At 38.2% G+C, this 26,311-nt stretch carries 26 protein-coding genes; 19 read left to right on the top strand and 7 right to left on the bottom strand.

Annotated features, from left to right (window positions below):
* Positions 1 to 71: 71 nt before the first annotated feature.
* From ACJ004_RS07585 to ACJ004_RS07575, 3 genes are all read right to left on the bottom strand, one after another.
* A complete protein-coding gene (locus tag ACJ004_RS07585; protein WP_410892237.1) occupies positions 72 to 275 on the bottom strand; it encodes a YbdD/YjiX family protein in 204 nt (67 codons plus the stop codon).
* Positions 268 to 2,343 (bottom strand): carbon starvation CstA family protein, encoded by a 2,076-nt coding sequence (locus ACJ004_RS07580; RefSeq protein ID WP_410892236.1) that lies wholly within the window; start codon positions 2,341 to 2,343, stop codon positions 268 to 270. The genes ACJ004_RS07585 and ACJ004_RS07580 overlap by 8 nt, the downstream gene beginning before the upstream one ends.
* 177 nt (positions 2,344 to 2,520) lie before the next feature.
* Positions 2,521 to 3,483: a S8 family peptidase gene (locus ACJ004_RS07575; protein WP_410892235.1), complete on the bottom strand. Its 963-nt coding sequence runs from the start codon at positions 3,481 to 3,483 to the stop codon at positions 2,521 to 2,523.
* Between the two features lie 347 nt (positions 3,484 to 3,830).
* Between ACJ004_RS07575 and ACJ004_RS07570 the strand changes: the two genes are divergently transcribed.
* The 9 genes from ACJ004_RS07570 (at position 3,831) to dmpG (ending at position 11,930) form a co-directional block, all read left to right on the top strand.
* Positions 3,831 to 4,322, top strand: coding sequence for a DinB family protein (locus ACJ004_RS07570; RefSeq protein ID WP_410892233.1), 492 nt, complete (start codon positions 3,831 to 3,833; stop codon positions 4,320 to 4,322).
* Between the two features lie 167 nt (positions 4,323 to 4,489).
* Positions 4,490 to 4,996 carry a DinB family protein gene (locus tag ACJ004_RS07565; protein ID WP_410892232.1) on the top strand — a complete coding sequence of 169 codons (507 nt, stop codon included), beginning with the start codon at positions 4,490 to 4,492 and terminating at the stop codon, positions 4,994 to 4,996.
* 286 nt (positions 4,997 to 5,282) lie between these two features.
* Positions 5,283 to 5,678 (top strand): VOC family protein, encoded by a 396-nt coding sequence (locus tag ACJ004_RS07560; protein WP_410892230.1) that lies wholly within the window; start codon positions 5,283 to 5,285, stop codon positions 5,676 to 5,678.
* Positions 5,679 to 5,975: 297 nt separating this feature from the next.
* Positions 5,976 to 6,683, top strand: coding sequence for a M48 family metallopeptidase (locus ACJ004_RS07555; RefSeq protein ID WP_410892228.1), 708 nt, complete (start codon positions 5,976 to 5,978; stop codon positions 6,681 to 6,683).
* Positions 6,684 to 6,714: 31 nt separating this feature from the next.
* Positions 6,715 to 7,212 (top strand): YehS family protein, encoded by a 498-nt coding sequence (locus ACJ004_RS07550; protein WP_410892227.1) that lies wholly within the window; start codon positions 6,715 to 6,717, stop codon positions 7,210 to 7,212.
* A 180-nt stretch (positions 7,213 to 7,392) separates the two neighbouring features.
* Positions 7,393 to 8,862 (top strand): protein adenylyltransferase SelO, encoded by a 1,470-nt coding sequence (locus ACJ004_RS07545; RefSeq protein ID WP_410892225.1) that lies wholly within the window; start codon positions 7,393 to 7,395, stop codon positions 8,860 to 8,862.
* Positions 8,863 to 9,164: 302 nt separating this feature from the next.
* Positions 9,165 to 9,941 carry an IclR family transcriptional regulator gene (locus ACJ004_RS07540; protein WP_410892223.1) on the top strand — a complete coding sequence of 259 codons (777 nt, stop codon included), beginning with the start codon at positions 9,165 to 9,167 and terminating at the stop codon, positions 9,939 to 9,941.
* Positions 9,942 to 9,990: 49 nt separating this feature from the next.
* Positions 9,991 to 10,878 (top strand): acetaldehyde dehydrogenase (acetylating), encoded by an 888-nt coding sequence (locus tag ACJ004_RS07535; protein WP_410892221.1) that lies wholly within the window; start codon positions 9,991 to 9,993, stop codon positions 10,876 to 10,878.
* Positions 10,879 to 10,901: 23 nt separating this feature from the next.
* Entirely contained in the window at positions 10,902 to 11,930 is a 1,029-nt protein-coding gene (gene dmpG, locus ACJ004_RS07530; RefSeq protein WP_410892219.1) for a 4-hydroxy-2-oxovalerate aldolase, read from the top strand.
* A 121-nt stretch (positions 11,931 to 12,051) separates the two neighbouring features.
* Here dmpG and ACJ004_RS07525 read toward each other — a convergent pair whose 3' ends face one another.
* Both ACJ004_RS07525 and ACJ004_RS07520 read right to left on the bottom strand, forming a co-directional pair.
* Positions 12,052 to 12,513, bottom strand: coding sequence for a MarR family winged helix-turn-helix transcriptional regulator (locus ACJ004_RS07525; RefSeq protein ID WP_410892218.1), 462 nt, complete (start codon positions 12,511 to 12,513; stop codon positions 12,052 to 12,054).
* Positions 12,514 to 12,536: 23 nt separating this feature from the next.
* Positions 12,537 to 13,016, bottom strand: coding sequence for a glutathione peroxidase (locus tag ACJ004_RS07520; protein ID WP_410892217.1), 480 nt, complete (start codon positions 13,014 to 13,016; stop codon positions 12,537 to 12,539).
* A gap of 168 nt (positions 13,017 to 13,184) precedes the next feature.
* On the opposite strand from ACJ004_RS07520, the gene ACJ004_RS07515 reads away from it, so the two are divergent.
* From ACJ004_RS07515 to ACJ004_RS07505, 3 genes are all read left to right on the top strand, one after another.
* Positions 13,185 to 13,412: a hypothetical protein gene (locus ACJ004_RS07515; RefSeq protein ID WP_410892215.1), complete on the top strand. Its 228-nt coding sequence runs from the start codon at positions 13,185 to 13,187 to the stop codon at positions 13,410 to 13,412.
* Positions 13,413 to 13,562: 150 nt separating this feature from the next.
* Positions 13,563 to 13,973 (top strand): vWA domain-containing protein, encoded by a 411-nt coding sequence (locus ACJ004_RS07510; RefSeq protein ID WP_410892214.1) that lies wholly within the window; start codon positions 13,563 to 13,565, stop codon positions 13,971 to 13,973.
* 52 nt (positions 13,974 to 14,025) lie between these two features.
* On the top strand, positions 14,026 to 14,634 hold the full coding sequence (locus tag ACJ004_RS07505; RefSeq protein ID WP_410892213.1) for a class I SAM-dependent methyltransferase: 609 nt from the start codon (positions 14,026 to 14,028) through the stop codon (positions 14,632 to 14,634).
* On the opposite strand, the gene ACJ004_RS07500 is transcribed toward ACJ004_RS07505, so the two are convergent.
* A complete protein-coding gene (locus ACJ004_RS07500; protein WP_410892212.1) occupies positions 14,619 to 15,698 on the bottom strand; it encodes a GIY-YIG nuclease family protein in 1,080 nt (359 codons plus the stop codon). The genes ACJ004_RS07505 and ACJ004_RS07500 overlap by 16 nt on opposite strands.
* Positions 15,699 to 15,974: 276 nt before the next feature.
* The gene (locus ACJ004_RS07495; RefSeq protein ID WP_410892211.1) at positions 15,975 to 17,459 is read right to left on the bottom strand and encodes a peptide MFS transporter; all 1,485 of its coding nucleotides are present in this window, start codon (positions 17,457 to 17,459) and stop codon (positions 15,975 to 15,977) included.
* 385 nt (positions 17,460 to 17,844) lie between these two features.
* Here ACJ004_RS07495 and ACJ004_RS07490 point away from each other — a divergent pair, with 385 nt between their 5' ends.
* From ACJ004_RS07490 to nikC, 7 genes are all read left to right on the top strand, one after another.
* Positions 17,845 to 19,179 carry a diguanylate cyclase domain-containing protein gene (locus ACJ004_RS07490; RefSeq protein ID WP_410892210.1) on the top strand — a complete coding sequence of 445 codons (1,335 nt, stop codon included), beginning with the start codon at positions 17,845 to 17,847 and terminating at the stop codon, positions 19,177 to 19,179.
* 162 nt (positions 19,180 to 19,341) lie between these two features.
* Positions 19,342 to 20,106, top strand: coding sequence for a MerR family transcriptional regulator (locus tag ACJ004_RS07485; RefSeq protein WP_410892209.1), 765 nt, complete (start codon positions 19,342 to 19,344; stop codon positions 20,104 to 20,106).
* A gap of 405 nt (positions 20,107 to 20,511) precedes the next feature.
* Positions 20,512 to 21,525, top strand: a complete 1,014-nt coding sequence (locus ACJ004_RS07480; protein ID WP_410892207.1) for an ABC transporter ATP-binding protein — start codon at positions 20,512 to 20,514, stop codon at positions 21,523 to 21,525.
* Positions 21,506 to 22,474 (top strand): ABC transporter ATP-binding protein, encoded by a 969-nt coding sequence (locus tag ACJ004_RS07475; protein WP_410892206.1) that lies wholly within the window; start codon positions 21,506 to 21,508, stop codon positions 22,472 to 22,474. The genes ACJ004_RS07480 and ACJ004_RS07475 overlap by 20 nt, the downstream gene beginning before the upstream one ends.
* Positions 22,475 to 22,523: 49 nt before the next feature.
* On the top strand, positions 22,524 to 24,140 hold the full coding sequence (locus ACJ004_RS07470) for an ABC transporter substrate-binding protein (protein WP_410892205.1): 1,617 nt from the start codon (positions 22,524 to 22,526) through the stop codon (positions 24,138 to 24,140).
* A gap of 129 nt (positions 24,141 to 24,269) precedes the next feature.
* Positions 24,270 to 25,277, top strand: coding sequence for an ABC transporter permease (locus ACJ004_RS07465; RefSeq protein WP_410892204.1), 1,008 nt, complete (start codon positions 24,270 to 24,272; stop codon positions 25,275 to 25,277).
* Between the two features lie 15 nt (positions 25,278 to 25,292).
* Complete coding sequence (gene nikC, locus ACJ004_RS07460) at positions 25,293 to 26,192, top strand: nickel transporter permease (protein WP_410892203.1); 900 nt, start codon at positions 25,293 to 25,295, stop codon at positions 26,190 to 26,192.
* The last annotated feature ends 119 nt before the right edge of the window (positions 26,193 to 26,311 follow it).

Below are 26,311 nucleotides of genomic sequence, written 5' to 3'. Positions count from 1 at the left end.
TTTTCTTTAATATAAAGACATTAAAAAACAAAGAAGGTGTTTGACTAACCTTCTTTGTTCTTTTTTTCTTATTAACAGCATCTTGAAACTTTACCGCCTTTGGCGTTGTAGCGGGCTTCCTGTGCTTCACAGAAAAATTCTTTTCTGGATTTCACTGAATCCCCGGGATGGTGCTTTTTCATATGATCGACGTATGTTTCGTAGCTAGGAACGCCGACAAGAAGACTAAGGAATTGCCTTCTGTACGAGATGATTTCCTTTAACTTGTTAAGCATAATGTTTCAAATCTCCTCCGTCGCGAGGCACAGGCGGTGTCTCATGCAATGGTAATTTGTGGTTTTTTATGACTTTAATCCAAATCCTGATCGCAGAAATTAATACAACAATGACAACTGCCATAAAAATAGCACATAACGTCGTATCAACATAATCATTTATCAGAACTTGTTTCATTTGTGCCGGTGATGTTGCAGGTGCTTGTACTTTTCCATTATTATATGCCTCTTTAAAAATGTTAGCATGGGCAAGGAAACCGATTTTTGGATTATCATGGAATATTTTTTGCCAGCCTGCAGTTAAAGTGACAATGAGCAGCCATGTTGTCGGAAGCAACGTTACCCAAACATATGCTTTTTTGCCCATTTTATAGAGAATGGTCGTACCAAGCAGCAGAGCAATCGCGGCCAGCATTTGGTTTGCAATACCGAACAGCGGCCATAAAGTATTAATTCCTCCAAGCGGGTCAATTACACCTTGATATAAGAAGTAACCCCAAAACAGTACACATAGCGCCGTTGCGATAATATTTGGAATTAACGCATCCGTTTTAGCAAACGGCTTATAAGCTGTACCGATAAGATCTTGAATCATAAAACGTCCAACACGTGTTCCTGCATCAATCGTTGTTAAAATAAATAGTGCTTCAAATAGGATGGCGAAATGGTACCAAAATGCCATAAGCGCCTTTCCGCCGATTACATTCGAAAATATGACGGCCATACCAATGGCAAGTGTCGGTGCACCGCCAGTTCTTGAAAGAATGGTTTGTTCTCCAACATCATTGGCAAGTGTTTTCAGATCATCAGGAGAGATGGTAAAGCCCCAGTTCGATATCGTAGTGGCAGCTTGGACAACATCCGTACCAATTACGGCAGGCGGACTGTTAATGGCAAAGTAAATACCAGGTGTCAATACACAGGCAGCAATCATGGCCATAACAGCAACAAAAGATTCTGTAAGCATGGCTCCATAACCGATTGGACGGGCATGTGATTCACGTTCAATCATTTTAGGTGTTGTACCTGAGGAAACCAAAGCATGGAACCCGGAAACAGAACCACAGGCAATTGTAATAAATAAGAATGGGAAAAGATTTCCTGCAAAGACTGGACCTGAACCGTCAATGAAATTTGTAACACCCGGCATTTCGAGATTCGGTGCAACAAAAATGATTCCTAATGCAAGTCCAAAGATGGTCCCTACCTTTAAAAATGTACTCAAATAATCACGTGGTGCAAGAAGAAGCCATACAGGTAAAACAGATGCAACAAAACCATAAATAATCATCATGATTGCAATCGTTTCACCTTTAAAAGTAAACATAGCTGCTAACGTTGGATTTTCCGAAACGGTTTGTCCGAAGAATAGTGAAAGAAGCAATAATACAATCCCAATTAAGGAAGCTTCTCCAACACGGCCTGGACGAATATAACGCATATAAATCCCCATAAAGATAGCAATTGGAATGGTAGCGGCGATTGTAAACATTCCCCATGGACTTCCCACTAGGGCCTTCACAACGACCAATGCTAAAACAGCTAATAAGATAACCATGATTCCTAAAATACCAATCATTGAAATAAGGCCTGTGACACGTCCCATTTCGTCCTTAATCATTTCACCGAGTGACTTTCCGTCTCGGCGCATAGAGCCGAAAAGAATAATAAAGTCCTGAACCGCCCCAGCTAAAACAACACCGACTACAATCCACAATGTTCCAGGTAAATAACCCATTTGCGCTGCAAGAATGGGACCGACTAATGGCCCAGCACCGGCAATGGCCGCAAAGTGATGTCCAAATAGTACCCATTTATTTGTCGGAACATAGTCCTTTCCATCGTTATGTATTTCTGCAGGTGTTTTACGTTTGTCATCAAGCTGAAACACCTTATTCGCAATAAACTTGCTGTAAAAACGGTAGGCAATTGCATAAACACAAACAGCAGCTGTTAAGAGCCAAATAGCATTAATGCTCTCGCCGCTATTTAGGGCCATTACTGCGAATCCCGCTGCTCCGAGGGCTGCAATTAATCCCCAGATTACAATTGATTTAAGCGCTTTCATTTTCTCGCCACCTTTTCTATAATTATATCGATATTATATAACAAAATTTGGAGAATTCAAATAAATCTAAAAATATTATTTGGCACTATTCTGACAAAGTATAATAATTACAAAAAGCAGCCGAATGGCTGCTTTCCTCCCAATCTCTTTATTTCTGATAGACCTCTAGCTTTTCCATTATATTTTCAACAGTTGAGCAGACAATTTTTGGTTGAACAAATCCGATAAGTAGTCCACTGTTGTTAAGTACAGCAATCCGTTGCCTTCGAGTTTTGGCGAGTTTCCTAGAGGAATTGTTCTCTTTATTAATTGTGCATAAAGTTCAGGTTCTGTCAGATTTCGCTCAAAGTTTTTGTTGGCAATTTCCTTTATAAGCGCAAGTGCACCGGATACATGCGGTGTTGCCATCGAAGTTCCGCTTAGTTTTGCATATTTTCCATTTAAAAAGGTTGAAAGAATCTCTTCACCAGGAGCAACTAAGTCGACCTCATTATTCGAGTTTGAAAATTCAGAAGAACGTCTTTGCAGATTAATGGCACCGACACTGATCACTTCATTGTAGGAGCCGGGATAGGCCCATTCATCGGAAGAATCCTGTCCATCACCCTCATTTCCAGCAGCACAAACTACTAGAATTTGGTTAGCCACTGCGTTTTGAATCGCTCGATGCAATTCAGGTACATCCTCAGAACCACCGAGGCTCATAGAAATGATATCCACCTTTTGTTCAACCGCATAGTTAATTCCATTTATGATCCAGTCGTATTGCCCTGATCCATTTTTATCAAGTACTTTTAAAATCAGTAAACTTGCTTCAGGTGCAACACCAATTACGCCCTTGTCATTTTGGATGGCAGCAATTGTGCCAGCCACATGTGTTCCATGGCCATTATAGTCAGTGTATACATCAGGATTTCCATTATCATCATTTGTGAAATTTCGACCGCCGATAATCCGCTCACTCAAATCAGGATGGGTTTCATCACAGCCTGTGTCCAATATCGCAACCGTGATTCCCTTACCTTTCGATTTCTCCCAGATTTTCGGGGCCTCAATCATCTCAATACCTTCTGGCACCTCAGACACCGCTTCGACCAATGCATTTACCTGATACGGAAATAAATGTAATCCTTGATCCATTTGTATCCCTCCTGACAGAATTGGTTTTCTGTGTGTTTTCTAGGAAGTTACTAATAGTTTAACAATTCAGAATTAATTTAAACAGTTACAATAGTTGTGTTTTTTCGAACTATTGTTCTTGTTAGTGGAGTAAGGCAGGCCTCTAATATCTGGTTCAAGGCAGAAGAAATATATTGGGATAAGACGGGCTGTCCTCTACTTATGCAAGAATAATAAAGGGATTAACTTTATAAAAGAGAATATATAAAATTAGGTGGGCTATTTATGACATTTGAAGCCGTAGTTATACTCTCAATTGGTTTTCAATGCGATTAATTCAGAAACAATTTATTAGGAGTGTGGTGAGCATGTTTCATGCAAAAGACGTTTTATCCGATCAATTATTAGCAAACGCTAATGATCCTAGCTGGTACCTTCCATTTTCTGACTCGGTTGAAAATTTGTCAGAGAAAGATGCGTTTTGGAAGCCTGATAATGATTGTAATAGTATCGCTGAAATTGTGCAGCATCTATTTTATTGGAATGAAACGTGGCAAACCAGGTACCAAAAATCTCATGTCGATGCTGTGCCTTCTATTGGTAATAATAATAAGAGCTTTATAATTCCGGAGGATAAAAATTTTAATGAATTAAAAGAACGACTATTAGAGGTATTGTTGCAATGGCAAGACTTATTAACTGAGGAAAAAGTCGAAAGTGAAGTAAAGGGTTTCCCTGTGAATGTGAAGTGGTGGGAGATACTAGGAAATGTCTCCACTCATAACGCATATCACATTGGACAAATCATCTATATTCGAAAACTGCAAAAGAGCTGGAAAGTAGATACTGTTAGAGTTTAGTCATTTATTTTTGTATGTTAAATACTAGATTTTCATATGACAATAGGTAAAATACCGAAGCAGCATTATCGATTTTTAGAAGCAAATTGTTCATAAAGCAAACCAATTTAATTATACCTTTACGTTCTAAAGTCTTTTTCGAAGTAAAAAAAGAGAGGGCTGAGTTAATGGGAAATAACCGAGCTAAGAAAATGTACGATTACCACGTTTGGGCTAACCAACAAGTGATTAGGCACTTGAAGCAACTACCTGATAAGGTTTATAACGAGAATGTAAAAAGTGTTTTCTCTTCAATCTCAGATGTTATGATTCATCTTTATGCAACAGACATTACTTGGTTGGAGACGATGAAAGGAAGTAGCTTCCAAGATACTGTTAGGGAAGTTGAGCATCGAAAGTCAAAAGCATTGGGAGCATCGATAGATGATCTTGAAACGTTCTATGATGCGCTTTCTATGGAATTTTACAGCTTTTTTGAAGAGCAGAAAGATCTAGAATGTAGCATTATCACTGAACACCCTAAATATGGTCGTATTGAGTTTATACTTGCTGATCTCGTTCACCATGTAGTGAATCATGGAACCTATCATCGCGGGAACGTGACAGCGATGCTACGTCAACAGGGTGAACGGGGAGTACCTACGGATTATATATATTTTTGTCTATCAAATTAATACGTTTTGTTTTTATCTCGAAACTGGCACGATTCCTCAACAGTGAATCGTGTTTTTTGTTCTGGTAAAATTCTTCCCTCATCATTGTAAAAATGGTTAATACATTTATTTTAGCATAATCTTGGGGTGACTTTTAAGCAGGACTAGCCCTTTGGATTGTTATATATAAACTTATTCAGATTGAATATTATTCCATATTCTTAACGATAATAGGGAGGGAATTGGAAGAGAACAACCGAATTCATTTAAAGAAAAGGTTTTATCAAATATTGGAGGCTATTAAATTATGGGAAGAGTAGTTCATTTCGAAATTCATGTGGATGATATGGAAAGGGCAAAGAAATTTTATGGAGAGGTATTCGGATGGTCATTTCAAGATTGGAGTGAATATGCAGGAATGCCTTACTTTGGAGCAGTAACTGGCGATGAAAATGAACTTGGGATCAATGGTGCTTTAATGCAGCGTCAAAGTGCTCCGCCGGAAACAAACCAAGCTTTAAATGCATTTGCTTGTACAATGGGTGTGGAAAGTTATGATGTAACGGAAGCTAAAATTATTGAGAATGGCGGCCAGGTCGCAATGCCTAAATATGCCCTGCCAGGAATGGCCTGGCAAGGATACTATACAGATACCGAAGGCAATGTATTCGGAATTCACCAACCTGATGTGAATGCAAAATAGAATCGATGTTAGATAAATAAAAACATGAAATCACTGGTACGGATGAATGACGTGAATAAAAAGTGAAGAAAGGCAGATGATCTGTCTTTCTTTATATTACATTCTTTTATTGTTGTATTTTATAACGTTTATAAAGGACAAATCTCTTATGCATTCGGCGAGATTTGTCCTTTATAGTGCTTTTCAGTGACAAATCTCTTGCTCTTGCAGAACAATTAATATTTAATGATAAAGAAAGAAATAAGTATATTTTTATTGTATTTAATTTTTTCAATTGTCATATTTACAGGTGATTAAATGATACATAATTATTTAGGCCAGACTGTTAGTTTTGAGATTGTTTATAAAAAGCGTACATCGATGGGCATTACTATAGATATTTATGGCAATGTCGAAGTTCTGGTTTCAAAAGGGACATCCGATGAACTTGTGCTTCAATTCATTGAGGAAAAATGGGACTGGGTCCAGCTGAAATCCAAGGAAATGAAGGATAGATTGCTTGGGAAAAAGATAAAGGTCTATGATCATGGTGAGTTCTTTCTTTATTTAGGTAACGAATATCCTATTCAGGTCTCACATGATATAACAATCCAGCAAGACTATGTAGTCTTTGAAGGGGATAAGTTAAATATATATGTGAAACAACTTGAGGATGAAAAAATAAGGCAAGCCTTAAAACGGTTTTATTATCAGCAATGTAAAATGTTGGTAGAGAGGAGTGTTCGTTCCTATCAAAAACATTTTAAAGTTAAACCACGGTCTATCCGCATCTCGGATAATAACAGCAACTGGGGAACTTGCGATTCAAGGCAGCAGTTAACCTTCAATTGGAAGCTGGCGATGGCCCCTCAGAAGGTAATCGATTATGTTGTCGTTCACGAAATGTGCCATCTGGTCCATCTGAATCATGATCGTTCCTTTTGGCGCCTTGTAGGTAAAATACTACCCGATTATGAGGAGCGAGAGGACTGGCTAGCTTTATCAAGTTGGAAAATGACAGTATAAGATGGAACATAAATATAAAGGAGACTTATAGATGGATAATAATGATATACTAATTCGATTGAGATATGCACTAGAAATAAAAAATAAAGAAATGGCAGAAATATTTAACCTTGGCGGCGTGGAAGTAACAGTTCCCGAGGTGATAAAAATTCTCACAAAATCAGATGATGAAGCCGAATATGACGATCAAATAAAATGTAATAACAGTATGTTCGATTCATTTTTAAATGGCCTTATAATTTTTAAAAGAGGGAAACAGGAGCCCAAACCAGTACAGTCGGATACACCGGAACCGTTATTAAAGAAAAGTGCAAACGTTAATAATCTCTTGTTGAAGAAAGTAAAAATAGCGCTGGCATTAACTACTGAGGATATGCTGGAAATATTCGAAAATGCAGGAATAACCGTAACAAAAGGAGAACTTGGCGCTTTATTAAGAAAAGAAGGGCATAAGAATTATAAAGAGTGCGGGGATAAATTCGCTAGGAATTTCTTAAAAGGATTAGCACTAAAATATAGGGAATCTTAAATGAACAAAAAACAAACAGAGCAACCCAAATGGTTGCTCTTTTCCTTGGTTTGGAGATGATTTCTTAACTATAGAACCCGTTCAATAAAAATTTCGTAACAGGAATTTTTTATAATCTAAAGAAAATCACCTATAATAATCGTGTAAAGTAAAAAAGACAAAACAAGAATAGGGGATACGATGGCTACAGAAAGAAAAGAAATAGGCTGGAACTTTGATAACAGTTATGCCCGTCTGCCTGACTTATTTTTTACTAGAACCGACCCAACTCCGGTACAAACACCCAGTCTGATTATACTTAATCATTCATTGGCAGCAGACTTAGGTTTAAATGGTCAGGAACTCGATAGTGAAAATGGTACAGCAGTTTTTGCTGGAAACCGGATACCTGAAGGGGCCATGCCGCTTGCCCAAGCATATGCAGGGCATCAATTTGGGCATTTCACAAAATTGGGGGATGGCCGAGCGATCTTGCTGGGGGAACAAATCAGCCCAAAAGGCGAACGATTTGATATTCAACTCAAGGGTCCAGGTAGAACCCCGTACTCTCGCGGAGGCGATGGCCGAGCATCGCTTGGACCGATGCTGCGCGAATACATCATAAGTGAAGCAATGGATGCGCTAGGGATCCCTACTACCCGCAGTCTAGCAGTTGTGACAACGGGAGAGCCTGTATTCCGTGAAAGGACCTTGCCTGGTGCGATTTTAACCCGTGTAGCGGCCAGCCATTTGCGCGTCGGTACCTTTCAATATACTGCAAAATGGGGAACAATCGAAGAACTCCGGATTCTGGCTGACTACACACTCAATCGCCATTATCCAGATATCGAAACGGATGAGAATCGCTATCTTGCGCTACTCCAGGAAGTGATTAAACGTCAGGCAGCGCTCGTTGCCAAATGGCAACTAGTAGGCTTTATCCATGGTGTAATGAATACCGATAACATGACGATAAGTGGTGAAACCATCGATTATGGTCCATGTGCCTTTATGGATACATATGACCCAGCAACTGTATTTAGTTCAATTGATACCCAAGGCCGCTATGCTTATGGCAATCAGCCGTATATCGCTGGTTGGAATCTAGCGAGATTTGCTGAAACTCTTCTGCCGCTTATTCATGATAATCAGGAAGAAGCTGTCAAACTGGCACAGGATGAGATATCAAGATTTATGGAGTTGTATCAAAGAAATTGGCTTTCAGGTATGAGAGCAAAACTGGGGATATTTAATGAAGAGGATCAGGACGTAACCATTGCTGAAGACCTCCTCGGTATGATGGAGAAGTATCAGGCGGACTATACTAATACTTTCCGTGCCTTAACGTTTGAAAAGCCTGAGGATACGGTCTTAATGGAGACTCCAGAATTTAAAGCTTGGTCTGAGAAATGGCAGGCGCGACTAGGCAGGCAGCAGGAATCTAAGGCTAGTTCACTTCAGTTAATGCGTAGCAGCAATCCTGCGGTCATTCCTCGGAATCACCGGGTGGAGGCTGCACTAGATGCTGCTGTGAATCAAGAAGACTACAGTGTAATGGGACAGCTCCTTGATATCCTTTCAAACCCATTCGCTCACTCTCCAGAACAGGCCGATTACTGTACACTTCCTGAGCAATCAGCCCAGCCCTACAAAACTTATTGTGGTACATGAAATAGCATTAGGGATGGTTTACTAGAAGGACAAGATAATGCTAGCCTACGGGAAGTATTATTTTTGTTCATCCAAATATAGTTGTGAATGTGCTTGACTCAATCAATACTGGGGATGAGTTAGTGTTTTAAAAAGAGTCTGATTTCTATTGGAAATCAGGCTTATTTTTTTTGATTATGAAATAAAAAACAAATAGTTAAACTATTTGGAATATTGACAGAATAATGAACGAGAGTTACGATTAGATTGTTCTTAATAAATGCGAATGCCATTCGATAATGTCGAACGTAAGGAGGGTGGTTGTGTCAGAACGTTTAATTCAGTCTGTTGAAAGAGCCGCTGATATCCTTGAATTATTTTTGGTTACTAAACCAGAACTAAGTATCAAAGAGATTAGTGAGAATCTAAACTTATCAAAAAGTACAGTCCACGGTATTATCAAAACCCTGGAACATAGAGGTTACCTTCAACAAAATCCTGAGGATTTGAAATATAAACCAGGAATTAAGCTTTTTGAACTTGGCAATTTTGTTGGAAAACATCTCGATATTGGAAAAATTGCAAGACCTATTATTAGAGACTTAGTTGATGAACTAAATGAAACCGTTCACTTAGTTTCGTTACAACGGGATGAAATTATTTACATTGAAAAGGTAGAAGGACATAGTGCCCTTACCATTTATTCTCATATTGGAAAAAGAGCTCCCTTCCATAGTACAGGTGTTGGAAAGGCGATCCTTGCTCACTTAAATGAAAATGAGGCAAATAGAATCTTATCATCAATCAATTTGGAGTCTTTCACAAAATACACGATGACAAATATTGAGGAGATTAAAGAACAGCTTCATTCCATCCGAGAGCAAGGCTATGCGGTCGATGATGAAGAAATTGAGTTAGGACTTAAATGTATAGCTGCTCCGATTTTTAATCATCAAGGAAATGTAATCGCTTCAATCAGCTGTGCTGCACCTAAAATGAGGCTTGATGAAAATCGGCTTCCTCAAGTAATTGCAGGAATAAAAAGAGCTGCAGCAGAGATTTCAAGTGATTTAGGGTATCGAGGTAAAAACATCTTATAGAAAAACTAGAGAAAAAAATAAAACCATAAATTCTAGGAGGAGAATTATTTTGTCAAAAATAAAAGTTGCCGTTCTTGGCTCGGGGAACATAGGTACAGATTTAATGATCAAACTTGGACGATCAGAACTATTAGAATTAACTGCTGTAATTGGGATTGACCCACAATCAGACGGGTTACGCCGTGCAAGAGAATTAGGTTATGCAGGTGTGGATACGGGGATTGATGGATTTCTTGCAGACCCAGCATTAAAGGCTGACATCGTTTTTGATGCAACCTCAGCCAAAGCACATCTTTATAATGCAAAAGTGTTAAAAGAGGCAGGCATAAAAGTAATTGATATGACACCTGCAGCTGTTGGCCCATATGTATGTGCGGCTGTTAATATTGATGAACATTTAGATAAAGATAATATCAATTTGATTACCTGTGGTGGTCAGGCGACAATTCCAATGGTCCATGCAGTAAACCGTGTAGTACCAGTAGAATACGCAGAAATTGTAGCTACAATTGCAAGTTTGAGTGCAGGACCAGGAACACGTGCTAATATCGATGAATTTACGGAAACAACTTCACGTGCGATTGCAGAGGTTGGTGGTGCGAAAAAAGGAAAAGCGATTATGATCTTGAACCCAGCGGAACCGCCGATTATGATGCGGGATACCGTTTATACACTTGTTGAAGAAGGAAAAATGGACGATGAAGCAATTAGGAAATCGATTGCTGAAATGGAAAAAGTGGTTCAAGCTTATGTTCCTGGCTATCGACTCCGCACGGAGCCTATTTTTGAAGGAAATAAAGTAACCATCTTCCTTGAGGTAGAGGGTGCTGGTGATTACTTACCTAAATATGCAGGAAACCTAGATATCATGACATCTGCTGGTGTTAAAATTGCCGAAGCGTTTGCTAATAAACTATTAACGAAAGAAACAGTTTAAGCTGTAGAAAGGGGTAAATAATAATGACAAATAAACAAGATATTCTTATCACAGAGGTAGCCTTACGTGATGGAAGCCATGCCATCAATCATCAATATACAGTGGATCAAGTACTTAAAATTGCCAAAGCATTAAATGATGCAAATGTTCCTTTTATAGAAGTTTCTCATGGAGACGGTTTAGCTGGATCATCATTACAATATGGGCTCTCACGTACAAATGAAATGGAATTAATTGAAGCAGCAGTATCTGTTACAGATAAATCCAAAATTGCTGTTCTTCTTTTACCAGGGATCGGTACATTACATGAATTAAAAGAAGCGGCTAATTTAGGGGCAAAAATGGCACGTATTGCCACGCATGTTACAGAAGCTGATGTCGCTCCACAACACATTGCCTATGCAAAAGAATTAGGAATGGAAACAGTAGGATTCTTAATGATGAATCATATGGCACCTGTTGCTAAATTAGTAGAACAGGCAAAACTAATGGAAAGCTATGGAGCGGACACAGTATATGTTGTTGATTCTGCTGGTTACTTACTTCCTGATCAAGTCCGCGAACGGATTCGTGCTCTTAAGCAATCCATTGGTGTGAATGTTGGTTTCCACGGCCATAATAATTTATCACTTGCAATGGCTAACACTCTTGCGGCCATTGAAGAGGGAGCTACTCGTATTGATGGTAGTGTTCGCTGCCTAGGTGCTGGAGCAGGTAACACACAAACAGAAGTACTAGTTGCAGTTTGTGAACGGATGGGAATTAAAACCGGAGTAGACTTATATAAAATGATGGACTTGGCTGAAGATATCGTGGCACCTATTTTACAAACACCACAAGAAATCACAAAAGATAGCTTAACACTTGGATATGCCGGTGTATACTCAAGCTTCGCACTCCATGCAAAACGTGCTGCGACAAAATTTGGTGTTGACTCACGTGATATTCTCATTGAATTAGGAAAACGAAAAGTAGTTGGCGGACAAGAGGATATGATCGTCGAAGTGGCAGCAGAAATTGCTAAAAACAAGTCAAAAATTGTTTTGGCCTAAAATAAAGTCCACTAATAGTAAATTTATAGAGTTTCAAAATAATAGATTTTTTGGAAGAGGGGACATAATGGTTCCCTCTTCCTCCACTTTAGAAGCGAAGTGTTGTTTTTTGTAACTGAAGTTATCTACTGTCATTGTTGTAATGGTAATGTTCCCGTTCTTTCAACTTAATATTCAATTGATGCAATCCGTCCATTAGCAGTTTATATTCCACGAGTTCAATACTACAGGATTGAATTTTTTCACTGATCGTTTTGATAATCGCTTGCTTTTCTTCGAGTGCCTTCTTTTCTAAATGGATATAGACTCTGCGTTCATCTGCCTTAGAACGTTCTTTTCTAATCCATCCGTTTGCTTCCATTCTAGTTAGCATAGGGGTCAATGTTCCAGTACCTAAACTCAATTTTTCTCCTAAGTCTTTTACTGTAACACCAGCTTTTTCCCATAAGGCTAATAGTACCAAATATTGTGGATAGGTTAAGCCGTATGGTTGAAGTGCACCAGTATATAACTTATTGAATTCACTTGCTGTTTCGTATACGGCAAAGCAAAGTTGATTCTTTAATAACATGAAGTCTTCCATGATGATCACCTTACTTTAAATAATTAGGACAATAATCTTTTTATATCTTTCTCCATCCGGCTTGGTTCAGTCGTGGGAGCATAGCGTTCAATCACCTGACCAGTAGGATCGACAAGGAATTTTGTGAAATTCCATTTGATATTCTTGGTAAGTGCCCCTGGTTTTTGGTTTTTTAAATAAGTAAATAGAGGGTCTGCATTAGTGCCATTCACATCAATTTTTGAAAATATTGGAAAGGTTACACCGTAGTTTACTTGGCAAAATTGAGTGGTTTCTTCAATATTAGCGAATTCTTGATTGTTGAATTGATCACATGGGAAGCCTAAAATCTCCAGGCCATCCTCATTGTATTTTTCATATAGCTCCTGAAGTCCCTTGAATTGGGGTGTTAAACCACATTTACTGGCGGTATTTACAATAAGCAATAGCTTGCCCTCGTAATCCATTAAGGATTTTTCCATACCATTAGTCATTTTTACACTAAAGTCATAAATTGTTGTCAAAGTAAATTCCCCCTTATTTTATGGAACATGGTTTCTTTAAAAAATAAATCGTCTACAATTCAATCTTATGCGATTTAATTACCAATGGCAAGTTTGAAGATATTGTTGGTTAGCTGGATATCTGGAAATGGAAAAGAGAACGATAAAAGTGAAAAGGAGGTTTTCTGGATGGGTCTCAATTTGTTTAATGGTAAAAACGAAGAAGAAAAGGAAGTACTAAAAGACGTTCTTGAAGATGCAATTGAAACAGAAGAAAATTTAATGCGGACATATCTTATTACAGCAGAGCGGATTCATGATAATGATGAGCTAAAGGAACGTCTCGAAAACTTTGCAGAAGGGAATGCGAAACGAACAAAGCAATTAATTGATGAACTGAATGATAACAAGAAGTAATACAAGTAAGTGCTCATCTAAGCTGGACCAAGATGAGCCTTTATTTATAGTTAAGGATGCATGGATTACCGCTATTATCCAATCATAACCACCTTCTAAATAAACCAAAATAAGATGGTTCACTTATTCATTCCAAAGGAGTTGGTTGTGTTGAAATGGCACAAAACGATACTTTCAATGATTCAACAGCGTCAAGATAAAAAGGTTGCCTTAGCTGTTGACACTTCCACGAATGAAGCCCCAAGCATTTTAATCAATAACATAGTAAAACTGTTTGAACAAATTAAACCAGATACAATATTAGTACAAGCAGATTTTAAAATTAGAAGTACGTCCCCTGTTAAGAGTGATACAATTAAATACCATACACATGGGAAATCTTCATATACTTTGGTTCTTGAGTGGGCAAAAGAAGAGAATATCGATACACTGTTTTATATTACAGATGTAACTGGCTTTATTTCTGAAGACATAGAAAATGTTAGTTATGAAATGATTTGGCTTGTACCTGGCGCTATTTTGCCAAGGGTACCATTTGGTAAAGCAATTAAGGTCGCATAAAAAAAATCCCTCACGTAAAAGTGAGGGATGAACTCGAAAAATAGGTGAAATCATGAAAGAATATTATTATGATAAATTGATGGGGATAAAAACAGGAGGGGACCAAAACGGATTTAATAAGTCTTTCCACTACCATCGTTATGAGCCTACGCCATATAGTGCACTCGAAGAATTATTTAACAACTATAAAATTACAAGCAATGATCGAATTGTTGACTTTGGTTGTGGCAAAGGACGATTAAACTTTTATATTCATTACCATTTTCGGGCATCGGTTGTTGGGATTGAAATGAATGAGGATTATTACCATGATGCAATTGAAAATCGAAAAAATTATTTAAAGATGACCCACCCGATTAATGATCTTATTTATTTTCATTGCTGCCTAGCCGAAGAGTATAAGGTAGAGACAGTAGACAATCGATTTTACTTTTTTAATCCTTTTTCCATTCAAATTTTTATGAAAATCATTAATAATATCTTATTATCGGTTGAAACAGCGGAGCGAGATGTTGAAATCATTTTATATTATCCATCAGAAGATTATATTTATTATTTAGAAAATAACACCACTTTTGAATTGAAAAAAGAAATTATTCTGCCATACTTACATGAACGCAACCCAAATGAACGATTTTTAATCTATCAATTAAACGTGTAGGTTTGTATTAATCTGTATATTTCATCGTCTAAAAGAGCATTGTTTGTAGTTTCAAGCAATTGTTCTGAAATAATAATATAGCTGCAGTTGTTCCCTTTTAAATAGCTATAGATAATCTGAGCGGTATCAATTTCATCTCTGCTAATTTTTTTTAATGATTGATCTTCACTCGATCTAAAAATGGTTACAATTTTGGCCTTGACTGTTTTATGAACCGATTCAACCTCAGAACAGCTGAATTTTTCACTGAAGATTATTTTGTTGTTTTTAATTAGGAATAGTTTAGAGGTACAGTCCGTTAAGCGTTCAATGACGGCAATATTTTTATTACATTCGGTAAATTCAATTACTTTTTCTTTATTAAGAAGGGAGTGGATTGCCTCCAATGTGTCTCTATATTTCAATGCCGCTTCGAAATCGAATTTTTCAGAGGCCTCTGTCATTCTTTGCTCTAAATCGCTAAGGAGACTTGTATCCAATCCTTGCAGCAAGGCAAGAATTTTGTTCAACCTCTCATTGTACTGATCGAATGCTGCCCCACCCTTACACATTCCAAGACACAAACCTAAGGAATAGTTTAAACAGGGGGTATTCTTGTTTGAAGGGGTATTGCAGTTTATTTTATAGAAATCTTTCATTCCTTGAAGTGCTTTTTCAACCGTATGCTTGCTTGTATATGGGCCAAAATAAAGACTATCTTGTTTATCAGGGTTCTTACAAATTTCCATTCTTTGATAGCCTCTATCCAAGTAAATCCTGATGTAGATATAGGATTGAGGACTCTTCATCATTCGATTAAAAATAGGCTTCATTTCCTTGATTAATTTACATTCAAGCATAAAAGCTTCAAATTCCGTATCTGTAAGTATAAAGTCAAAATCCTTTAGGCTAGCTTTAAGCTTAATAATCTTTTGAGTATGTGATTTTGAATTTTGGAAGTATGACCGCACACGATTCTTAAGATTTTTCGCTTTACCTACATAAATAATTTGTGCATTGGAGTCCTTCATTAGATATACACCAGGGGAAGAGGGAAGACTTTTCACTTTTTCTTTTAAATTCATAGGAATACCTCCAATCACTATGTATATCTTATCATAAATTAAAAAGGTGCCCAGCCTCTTCATCTGTTATAAATGGATGAGAAGCTAGGCACCTTTTCTTTAAAGCGATGAAGGATTCTGAACTTAGATAACTGTCCAGCTCCAGCGTCCAGCGGCTAGTGTACTTCGCCCTTTTCCCTACGATAAGTCAACATCGAATCGCTAACGCTCTCCGTGTTTCCTTTATCTCAGTCAAAGGGCTCCAGTCCATACGCCGCTAAACGGACGCTTACGCTTTTATTTTATCCCTTTCATGAAGCCCTGAATCTTTGGTGCTAACATTAATAGGATAATACCTAATGCGATGGATGCTCCACCGATAACACCAAAGTAGGTCATTTCAGTTTCAGGTGTGTAGAATTTAACAACTTGCGCATTTAGTGCTTGCGCAGCAGCACTTGCTAGGAACCATAAGCTCATCGTTTGTGCTGAGAAGGCTGCAGGCGCTAATTTAGTAGTCGCTGATAATCCAACAGGTGATAAACATAACTCACCAAATACAACAATTAAATAACTAAGAACAAGCCACATTGGGCTTACCAATGAATCCGTACCGCCAAGATATGCTGGGATAAGAATAACTAGGAATGATAAACCAGCAAATAATAATGATAATGAGAATTTTTGTGGTACTGTTGGCTGACGCTTTCCTAATTTAATCCACAACCAAGCAAATACAGGTGCAAATATAATAATAAATAACGGGTTTAAAGATTGGAACCACGCAGGCTTAATTTCGATACCTGCAAAATGTAATTGTGTACGTGTGTCTGCATAGCTAGCAAGGATGGTTGAGCCTTGCTCTTGAATTGCCCAGAACATAACGGCTGCAATAAATAACGGGATATAAGCAATAATCCTTGAACGTTCTACAGCAGTTGTTTTTGGACTGCGATACATAACAACAAAATAAATCGTCGGAATTAAAATACCAAGGAATGTGACAATATTAATAAAGCTAGCAAAAGTTAAAAGACCGTTTGGAATTAAAACTGCACATAAAACAGCAATAATAATAACACCTAAACCAATAATGGTGAAGACCTTTTTCTTTTCTGCTGGTGCCATTGGGTTTGCAACCATTGTCCCTGCAAGGCCAAGATTTTTTTTCTTTGTAAGACTAAATACTACTAAACCTAAGAACATACCTACCGCAGCAATACCAAAACCTACATGGAAGTTGCCTACAGATCCAACGATTAAAGGAGATAAGAATGCTCCCAAGTTAATACTCATATAGTAAATAGTGAAACCAGCATCACGACGTTCGTCCTTTTCGCTGTACAATTCACCTACTGCAGAAGAAACATTTGGTTTAAGCATCCCAGTACCTAGGACAATTAATACCATAGATACAAAGAACATCGAAACACTGCCTGGAATAGCCAGGGCAATATGTCCAAACATAATTAAGATTCCACCGTAAAACACGGCTTTTGAAGAACCGAAGATCCGGTCAGCTAACCAGCCGCCAATGATTCCGGACATATAAACAAGTGATCCATAAATGGACATGATAGAAAGCGCAAGATTTTGATCAATCCCCAGTCCGCCTTTAGAAACTTCATAATACATATAGAAAACGAGGATGGCCCTCATTCCATAGTAAGAAAAGCGCTCCCAAAACTCAGTAAAGAAAAGAGTAGATAGTCCTTTAGGATGTCCGAAAAATCCTGTTTGAGGCACACTATCCACAATTTTCTGTCTATTCATTTTTGACATGTTATTACCTCCCTTTTATTATATTATAATACTTTCTTAAGTTTTGAATTGTCAAAAACATTTTTTGGGAAATAAGTTATCAAAGGTGAAAAACATTGATAATACTGAATTTCAGATAGTTTGAAGGGGAAAAGAAAGTTTTTTTGGAATAGTAAATAATTTCTGATTAGAATGATTTTTTCTTTTAATATAATAAAAGGCGGTAAATCCTAGTAAAGTACTAATTACCGATAAGGACCTCACTAGTACATAATGAACATAAGAAAGATGAAGAAGACCAAGCAATATTACTCAAAAATGACTATCTCTGAATATAAAGGAGAAACTATTCTTATCGAAAATACACATGTGGTTATAGAAAACCCCCATTAATGGAAGGCGAATTATGAATGCAGATAAATATAATCTTGAAGTACTAAATAAAATCGACCTGTTTTTTAAATTATTTAACAACATGTCTGATTTGGTCTATCTTACAAAGGTGGAAAACAATGGGCGGTTTAGCTACCTTCTCGCGAATGAGCCTGCTCAGTTTTTTTCTGGACTAACGGCTAATTCCTTTGATAAGCCATTAGAAGAGGTTTTACCTGAGGAAGTATTTAAAATCATCGAGGTTAAATACAAGCTAGCAATCGCTGTGAAGGAGCCAATTACTTATGAAGATAAGATTGTTGTGCCTTCATCGTACTCAAAAAGCCCCAAAAATAAGTATGCTCCTTGTCAGTTAGTTTATTGGGAATCTACCATTACTCCGTGTAATCAAAATGACGAATGTACCCATTTGTTGGCAGTCGTTCGCGATATAACCGAAAGAAAAGAGCGAGAAAATGAATTAAAAAGGATAAATGACCGTTTTGAATTAGTTTGGAATAGTGTCGCAGATGCAATGTATACCTTTGATCGGCACGAAAACTTTGTATCTGTTAATAAATCATTTGAAAATTTATTAGGCTGGACGGAGGAAGAAATAATTACCAATAGGACGATCAGTATTATTCCTATGGACAGTAAAGAAGACTTAAAAGAAATAATAGAAAGGGTTAAACAGGGTGAAGTGGTTCCTTCTCATGAAGTTCAGCGGGTTACAAAAGAAGGGAACGTAATTGATGTATTAGCGTCTTATTCTCCTATTTACGATCGGAACGGAATTTGGGATGGAGCTGTGGTGGTATATAAAGATATTTCTGAAAGAAAAAAGTATGAAGAACAATTAAAACACCATGCCCTTCATGATTATTTAACTGGGATGCCTAATCGAAATTTCTTTTCAAAAAGTTTAAAAGAAGAGATGGTTCGTTCAGAAAGGTCTAATCGAACACTTGCTGTGTTTTATCTAGATATCGATAAATTTAAAGAAATTAATGATACACTAGGCCACGATATTGGTGATGAATTACTTAAGGAATTTTCAAAACGTGTAAAATCATGTATTCGCGAGGAAGATTTACTCGCTAGAATAGGTGGAGATGAGTTTGGCATCCTCATTACTAATTTGTACGATAGGGGTAAGGCATTAGAAATTGCTGAACGGATGTTATCCTCCTTTCAAGACCATTGGATAATTGAGGATCATCACCTAAAGATTGCCTCAAGTATAGGAATATCCTTCTATACACCTCCCTATCAGCAAGATGAAAAATTGCTCCTAAAACAAGCAGACATCGCCTTATATCAAGCCAAGAAAAATGGAAGAGGTAACTACCAAGTATATACAAACTAATTGGGTGCCTGACACCACCGATGGACAAATGTCCATGAGTGGTGTCAGGCACCTTTTTTCATACGTCTTTAAACGGAAACTTCCGCTTTAGATTTAGGCATAATAGTTATTGACATTGACGTTGCGTAAAGGTGTATCGTTAGTTCATAAGGAGGTGAAAGAATGGAATATACGGTGCAGAAGCTTGGCAGTCTAGCAGGTGTGAGCACAAGAACACTTAGGTATTATGATGAAATTGGAATTCTTAAGCCGGCAAGGATTAATTCGTCAGGATATCGAATCTATGGTCAAACAGAAGTGGATTGCTTACAGCAAATTTTATTCTACAGGGAGTTAGGAATCAGTTTAGAGAGCATAAAAGAAATCGTAACGGCACCTTCGTTTGATGGTTCAGCAGCACTGAAAGAACATCGTAAAAAACTTCTTGAGAAAAAAGAACAATTAGAAATGTTGATCGCAAATGTGGAAAAGACGATTGCGGTAACAGAAGGGAGAATGAAAATGTCAAATAAAGAAAAATTCGAGGGCTTTAAGAAAAAAATGATTGATGAAAACGAGAAAAAGTACGGGAATGAAATTCGTGAAAAGTACGGTGATGAAGCCGTAAATAAGTCAAATGCCAAACTACAGAATATGACACAAGCGCAATATGATGAGGTTACTAAATTAGCGGAACTTGTTGCCGAAACTCTAGCCGAAGCTTTTAAAACTAGAGATCCTGCAGGGGAATTAGCTCAAAAAGCCGCTGAGCTCCATAAACAATGGTTATGTTACTATTGGAATGAATATAGTAAGGAAGCCCATGCAGGTCTTGCTCAAATGTACGTAGATGATGAACGATTTACTGCTTATTATGATAAAGAACAGCCAGGTACGGCAGAATTTTTAAGGGATGCCATTCATATTTATACCGGTATGAAAAAATAATTATTTACACAAGAAACAGGAGACTAGTCTATGGGAACAATATTAGAGTATAAAAAAAGCAATAAGCATATGTACCATCAAAAAAACGATCCAGTAATTATGATTCCCGAAGAAAACCCTGTAAGACAGCTATAGTCTTACAGGGTTTTTTCATTATTTTTTATGAATTTTAGTATTTTAATATTTAAATAAAAAAATTTCGTACATAACGCAAAGAAGATACATTATCACTTTAACGCGACTACGTATTATAGGTGATTTATGTACTTTTTTCACATAATTGACAAAATTCGCAATTACGAATAAAGTAATATATGTCATAATTATTTTAAAATTTATTATATTATTATATTTCTGATTAGTGGGAATTCATAAAAACAAACGAATGTACAGGTAGGTGTAAATGTGGAAAAGGATCCTATTCTTCGAATAAAAGACTTAAAGGTGTCTTTTCAATCAGGGAAAAAATTCGTTCCAGCTGTTGATGGTATCAGTTTTGATTTAAAGGATGGTGAAATTTTAGGGATCGTCGGTGAATCGGGGAGTGGTAAAAGTGTCACTTCACTAGCAGCGATGGGGCTGATTCCGTCTCCTCCAGGAAAAATCGAGAATGGTGAAATCATTTTTGAAGGAAAAGACCTGAAGAATTTATCCGAAAAAGAGTGGCGGAAAATCCGCGGTAATCAAATTTCAATGATATTCCAAGAGCCAATGACATCACTAAATCCGCTGTTTACAATTGGCAATCAATTAATAGAGGCTATTCGATTACATACAGATCTTTCAAAGAGAGAAGCAATAGTACGCAGTGTTGAATTATTAAAACTGGTTGGAATTCCAAGGGCAGACGGAATTCTTAAAGAGCATCCTCACCAGCTTTCGGGCGGAATGAGGCAACGGGTTATGATTGCGATGGCAATGGCCTGCAATCCTAGGGTGTTGATTGCGGACGAGCCCACAACAGCACTTGATGTAACCATTCAAGCACAGATCCTCGCATTAATGAAGGATTTAAATAAAAAGACAAATACAACCGTCATTCTCATTACCCATGATTTAGGTGTTGTGGCAGAAATTTGTGAACGGGTAATTGTCATGTATGCTGGGCAAATCGTAGAGCAGGGTGATGTTAGAACCATTCTTAAAAATCCTCAACATCCGTATACAAAGGGACTTTTAAAATCCGTCCCAGATTTAAGAGGGAAAAAGGAACGGCTTTATAGTATTCCAGGCACAGTCCCTACTCCTGGCACGATCCAAAAGGGATGCCGGTTTGCGGCTAGATGTGGGGAGGCATTCGCTCAATGCCAGGAAAACACACCAGATTTATTTAAAACGGAAAAAGACGGACATGAAGTACGCTGTTTCCTACATAAATTGAAGGAGGGGAGAGACATCCATGTCGGAGTTACTTCTTGAAGTTAATGGTTTAAAAAAGTACTTTCCGATTACAGGCGGGCTATTTGGCAAGAAACAAGGAGAAGTCAAAGCGGTTGACGATGTATCTTTTTATGTTAGAAAAGGGGAGACTTTGGGCATCGTTGGTGAAAGCGGCTGCGGCAAATCTACTACCGGCCGTCTGCTCATGCGTTTGATTGAAGCGAGTGACGGAAAGATTGTTTTTGAAGATAAAGAGATTACCAGCATGTCAAAGTCTGAATTAAGAAAAACTCGCCGGGATATCCAGATGGTTTTTCAAGATCCCTATGCGTCGCTTAATCCAAGACACTCAATCGAACAGATTCTTGAGGAACCGCTGGTCGTTCATGGAATTGGTACCAAAGAGGAACGCCAAAAGCAAGTGAGAGATATGCTTGAGGTGGTGGGCTTAAGCAGTTACCATGCCAAAAGATATCCACACCAATTTAGTGGTGGTCAGCGTCAGCGGATTGGGATTGCAAAAGCGTTAATGACTAAGCCCAAACTAATTATTGCGGATGAGCCTGTCTCAGCGCTCGACGTATCGATTCAAGCCCAGGTTCTTAACCTGATGAAGGATATCCAAAAGGAATTCCAGCTTACTTACATATTTATCGCGCATGATTTAGGGGTTGTACGACATATTAGCGATCGCGTGGGTGTGATGTATTTAGGAAGATTAATAGAGTTAGCTGATAGTGTGGAACTTTATGAAAATCCAAAGCATCCTTACACAAAGGCACTTCTTTCTTCTGTACCAATACCAGACCCAGATATTAAGAGGGAAACAATTTTAATCGAAGGAGAACTTCCTAGTCCAGCTAATCCTCCTTCTGGCTGTGCCTTCCACACACGATGCTCACAGGTGATGGATATTTGTAAAAATACTAGACCAGCGGAACAAAATCTTAACGGTCATTTTGTCGCATGTCACTTATATAACAAGTGATTTGCGGCATTTATGATAAAAAACAAAAATATAAGGGGGTAAAAATCTTATGAAGAAAAGGTCTTTTAAACTGCTGTTGATTTCTCTATTAGCCATCAGCATGTTTTTAGTTGGCTGTAGCGGCAAAACGAATGAAGCAACAGGAGGCAAAAAGGATCCTGCAGGTGGAAGTGAATCTAAAAAGGATACACTAGTTTATGGTCGTGGAGGAGATTCTACATCACTAGATCCGATCACTACAACTGAAGGTGAAGCATTCAAAGTAACAGAAAACATCTATGAAACTTTGATCCAATATGGTGATCAAGATACCACTATTAATCCAGGGCTTGCTGAATCGTGGGAAGTTACACCTGACGGCTTAACTTACACATTCAAGCTTCGTCAAGGAGTTAAGTTCCATGACGGTACTGATTTTAATGCAGATGCGGTTGTTTTCAACTTTGACCGCTGGATGAACGGAGATTCCGACAAATTCCCTTACTACACAATGTTTGGCGGATATAAAAAGGATGAAGGCCACGTAATTAAAGAAGTCAAAGCAATTGATGCCAATACCGTTCAATTTGTGCTAAAACGTCCACAAGCTCCATTTTTAAAGAACCTGGCCATGTCTCCGTTTGGAATTGCTAGCCCTACGGCTGTTGAAAAATACGGTGACAAGTTTAGACAAAATCCAGTTGGAACCGGTCCATTTAAATTCGTTGAGTGGAAAGAAAACGATACAATTACACTTGAGAAGAACCCTGATTATTGGCAAAAAGGCTTACCTAAGTTAAACAAAGTTATTTTCCGTGTAATCCCTGAAAATACTGCACGTCTTAATGCTCTTGCTAATGGCGAAATCGACGTGATGGATGGACTAAACAATTCAGATGAAGCTACTGTTAAAGCAAATGCCAATCTTCAAGTGATTGAACGTCCATCAATGAATGTTGGTTATATTGGTTTAACTACTACTCGTAAACCATTTGATAATAAACTCGTTCGTCAAGCGATTAACTACGCTGTCGATAAGAAATCAATCATTGATGCGTTTTATGGTGGGAAAGCCCTTGCTGCTGTCAATCCAATGCCTCCTTCCATCGAAGGCTACAATAAAGCAGTTGAGCCGTATCCATATGATTTAGAAAAAGCTAAAGCATTGTTAAAAGAAGCTGGGTACGAAAAAGGATTTACAATCGATTTATGGGCAATGCCTGTAGCTCGCCCTTATATGCCAGAAGCACAAAAAGTAGCTGAAGTGATTCAAGAGAGCTTAAGCAAAATCAATGTCAAAGCCAAAATCCAATCTGTGGACTGGGCTACTTACTTAGATAAAGCAGCAAAAGGTGAATTTGATATGTTCATGCTTGGCTGGACAGGTGACAACGGTGACGCTGATAACTTCTTATACACATTGCTGGATAAAGACAGCATTGGAAGTAATAACTACTCCCAGTATAGCAATGACAAATTACATGACGTCCTAATTAAAGCACAAACAGAAGTTGATCAAGCGAAGCGTAATGCACTTTACGAAGAAGCACAAGTCATCATCCACGATGATGCTCCATGGGTTCCACTTGTTCACTCTACACCGCTGTTAGCAGCAGGTAAAGACGTTGCAAATTACTTACCACACCCAACTGGATCAGAAGCGCTGACAAAAGTTGAATTTAAATAATATTGGCAGAAAGGGGAGGAAGCTTTGCCTCCCCTTTTGTTAACTAAAATCCATTCTTTTTTTTTGTGAAAAAAATGTCTAGCTGTAGCGTCTAGTAAGGCGCTTACGCTATTCGATGAGGTGAATATATTGTTAACTTATACAGTCCGCCGTGTGTTTTCATTAATACCTGTTTTAATTGGGATGACACTTGTTGTATTTGCTATTATCCATGCTATTCCAGGAAATCCCGCTCAGGTCATTCTTGGACAGAGAGCAACGGCAGAATCAATTGCCACGTTAACAAAGGAATTAGGGTTGGATAGGCCCTGGTACATACAATACCTAGATTATATCAATTCCTTAATTCATGGGGATTTAGGAGTCTCCCTTCGGACAAGGGGTCCTATTAATGAAGAAATATGGACTTACTTAGCTGCGACGGCAGAACTGACGGTCGTAGCCATGCTTATCGCCATCATTGTTGGAGTTAATGCTGGGATCGTCAGTGCTTGGTTCTCCAAATCATGGTTTGATTATGCTGCAATGGTCCTTGCCCTTATTGGGGTATCACTACCGATCTTTTGGCTTGGTTTAATGGGACAATGGGTATTTTCAATTGAATTAGGATGGTTACCGACGACAGGACGAGAGAATGTGAGAGATCCTGTTGCAGCGATTACCAATTTTTATTTAATAGATACCCTATTACAAGGGAGATTTGAACAATTTATAACGGTCTTAAAACATTTGATACTGCCAAGCGTAGCACTTGCTACGATTCCAATGGCGATTATTGCTAGAATGACCCGGGCTACGATGCTCGAGGTGATGAAGTCGGATTATGTACGTACTGCAAGAGCAAAAGGATTAAGCATGTTCTGGGTAGTGTATAAACATTCCTTAAAAAATGCTGTTATTCCTGTTCTGACTATTATTGGATTGCAAACAGGTCTATTACTTGGAGGAGCTATTTTAACAGAAACAATCTTTGGCTGGCCAGGCATTGGAAGATATCTCTATGATGCGATCGGCTACCGTGATTATCCGGTCATTCAGTCAGGGATCTTAATTATTGCGGCAATTTTTGTTCTTATTAATTTAATTGTGGACTTATTGTATGTAATTGTGGACCCACGAATTAAATATACGAAATAGAGGAGGGAACTTAAAGTGGCGGAACTTGCAAAAAATCCGACAAATTTAACGGCGGTAATTGTTGAAGAAAAGCTGACACCTCTATGGAAGGAAGCTTGTCTTTCTTTCTATAAAAATCGGTTAGCGGTAATTGGTTTAGGAATCGTCGTCTTTTTTATTATTATTGCTGTGATCGCTCCAGTGATTGCACCATATAGCTATAAAGAACAAGTCTTAACCGATCGAATGCTCCCGCCTTCAAGTGATCATTGGTTTGGGACAGATGATTTTGGACGCGATATTTTTTCTCGAATTGTTTACGGGGCTAGAATATCTTTGTGGGTGGGCTTTTTCTCAGTCTTAGGGTCTGTTGTGGCAGGGACCTTCCTTGGAATTGTAGCTGGATACTATGGACGCTGGGTAGATGCGATTATCTCACGAATCTTTGATATTATGCTTGCCTTTCCAAGTATTCTATTGGCAATTGCTGTTGTATCTATCTTAGGACCTTCATTGCAAAACGCGTTAATTGCAATTGCTGTGATAAACATCCCGAACTTTGGACGACTAGTTCGCTCTAAGGTATTAAGCGTAAAACAGGAAGAATATATTATGGCTGCACGTGCTGTCGGAATGAAGGATACACGAATACTCCTTCGCCACATTTTACCGAATAGCATATCGCCAGTAATCGTCCAAGCTACACTAGCGATTGCTACGGCAATTATTGAGGCGGCTGCCCTTGGCTTTTTAGGAATGGGGGCACAGGCACCAACACCGGAGTGGGGGAAAATGCTTGCTGATTCTAAAAACTATATCACGCAGGCACCATGGACATTATTCTTCCCGGGGGTAGCTATTATGCTAACCGTGCTCGGGTTTAACTTAATGGGCGATGGGCTGAGGGACATTCTTGATCCGAAAATGAAACAATAGACGTAGAGACTCCTGTGTGGGTCTCTTTCTTTTGGTGTCAGGCACCAATAAATTATTCTTATAATTGTCTAAAATCTCAAAATAGCATTATAATTATGCTTAATAATTTGATTTATCCA

It is taken from the genome of Neobacillus sp. 204 (assembly GCF_046562815.1).
Lineage (GTDB): Bacteria > Bacillota > Bacilli > Bacillales > Cytobacillaceae > Neobacillus.
The sequence above is the reverse complement of the archived record's forward strand: the minus strand, read 5'-3'. Positions and strand labels throughout refer to the sequence as shown.

Excerpts from the sequence above, each read along its gene's own strand:
- ACJ004_RS07585 (WP_410892237.1), bottom strand. The coding sequence starts at position 275 with ATGCTTAACAAGTTAAAGGAAATCATCTCGTACAGAAGGCAATTCCTT.
- ACJ004_RS07580 (WP_410892236.1), bottom strand. The coding sequence starts at position 2,343 with ATGAAAGCGCTTAAATCAATTGTAATCTGGGGATTAATTGCAGCCCTC.
- ACJ004_RS07575 (WP_410892235.1), bottom strand. The coding sequence starts at position 3,483 with ATGGATCAAGGATTACATTTATTTCCGTATCAGGTAAATGCATTGGTC.
- ACJ004_RS07570 (WP_410892233.1), top strand. The coding sequence starts at position 3,831 with ATGTTTCATGCAAAAGACGTTTTATCCGATCAATTATTAGCAAACGCT.
- ACJ004_RS07565 (WP_410892232.1), top strand. The coding sequence starts at position 4,490 with ATGGGAAATAACCGAGCTAAGAAAATGTACGATTACCACGTTTGGGCT.
- ACJ004_RS07560 (WP_410892230.1), top strand. The coding sequence starts at position 5,283 with ATGGGAAGAGTAGTTCATTTCGAAATTCATGTGGATGATATGGAAAGG.
- ACJ004_RS07555 (WP_410892228.1), top strand. The coding sequence starts at position 5,976 with ATGATACATAATTATTTAGGCCAGACTGTTAGTTTTGAGATTGTTTAT.
- ACJ004_RS07550 (WP_410892227.1), top strand. The coding sequence starts at position 6,715 with ATGGATAATAATGATATACTAATTCGATTGAGATATGCACTAGAAATA.
- ACJ004_RS07545 (WP_410892225.1), top strand. The coding sequence starts at position 7,393 with ATGGCTACAGAAAGAAAAGAAATAGGCTGGAACTTTGATAACAGTTAT.
- dmpG (WP_410892219.1), top strand. The coding sequence starts at position 10,902 with ATGACAAATAAACAAGATATTCTTATCACAGAGGTAGCCTTACGTGAT.
- ACJ004_RS07525 (WP_410892218.1), bottom strand. The coding sequence starts at position 12,513 with ATGGAAGACTTCATGTTATTAAAGAATCAACTTTGCTTTGCCGTATAC.
- ACJ004_RS07515 (WP_410892215.1), top strand. The coding sequence starts at position 13,185 with ATGGGTCTCAATTTGTTTAATGGTAAAAACGAAGAAGAAAAGGAAGTA.
- ACJ004_RS07505 (WP_410892213.1), top strand. The coding sequence starts at position 14,026 with ATGAAAGAATATTATTATGATAAATTGATGGGGATAAAAACAGGAGGG.
- ACJ004_RS07500 (WP_410892212.1), bottom strand. The coding sequence starts at position 15,698 with ATGAATTTAAAAGAAAAAGTGAAAAGTCTTCCCTCTTCCCCTGGTGTA.
- ACJ004_RS07495 (WP_410892211.1), bottom strand. The coding sequence starts at position 17,459 with ATGTCAAAAATGAATAGACAGAAAATTGTGGATAGTGTGCCTCAAACA.
- ACJ004_RS07490 (WP_410892210.1), top strand. The coding sequence starts at position 17,845 with ATGAATGCAGATAAATATAATCTTGAAGTACTAAATAAAATCGACCTG.
- ACJ004_RS07485 (WP_410892209.1), top strand. The coding sequence starts at position 19,342 with ATGGAATATACGGTGCAGAAGCTTGGCAGTCTAGCAGGTGTGAGCACA.
- ACJ004_RS07475 (WP_410892206.1), top strand. The coding sequence starts at position 21,506 with ATGTCGGAGTTACTTCTTGAAGTTAATGGTTTAAAAAAGTACTTTCCG.
- ACJ004_RS07470 (WP_410892205.1), top strand. The coding sequence starts at position 22,524 with ATGAAGAAAAGGTCTTTTAAACTGCTGTTGATTTCTCTATTAGCCATC.